Raw genomic sequence first — 395 nt, 5'->3', positions numbered from 1 at the left:
CGAATCAAGTAAGGAATTACAATTGGGGGGTTAGCTCAGTTGGCTAGAGCATCTGCCTTGCACGCAGAGGGTCATCGGTTCGACTCCGATATCCTCCACCAAATGGAGGTTTATCAAAAAGTTCTTTTGAAATTAGAAATGTAGGATGTAGCAGCAAGTGCTAAAAGGTTCGTAACCTTAACATTCACAGGAAACGACATAAGGTTTAGCAATGAACTGTTGTTTTTAAGTTCTTTGACATATTGGGAAAGCGAGTTTCATATACCTAAAAAGGGTATAGAGAAACGAATCAAAGTAATTTGTAAATTTTTTAAAGCGAATAAGGGCGTATGGCGGATGCCTAGGGTCTGAGAGGCGATGAAGGACGTGGTAAGCTGCGATAAGCAACGGAAAGC

General features: G+C 41.3%; 1 tRNA gene and 1 rRNA gene. Both read left to right on the top strand.

The annotated features are described in order from the left end of the window. Positions 1 to 24: 24 nt before the first annotated feature. Positions 25 to 101: transfer RNA gene (locus tag ESB13_RS23685), tRNA-Ala, on the top strand. 208 nt (positions 102 to 309) lie between these two features. Continuing rightward, positions 310 to 395 (top strand): 23S ribosomal RNA (locus tag ESB13_RS23680); the annotation flags it as partial.

The sequence above is a fragment of the Filimonas effusa genome (genome assembly GCF_004118675.1).
In the GTDB taxonomy this organism is placed as follows: Bacteria; Bacteroidota; Bacteroidia; order Chitinophagales; family Chitinophagaceae; genus Filimonas; species Filimonas effusa.
The sequence above is the reverse complement of the archived record's forward strand: the minus strand, read 5'-3'. Positions and strand labels throughout refer to the sequence as shown.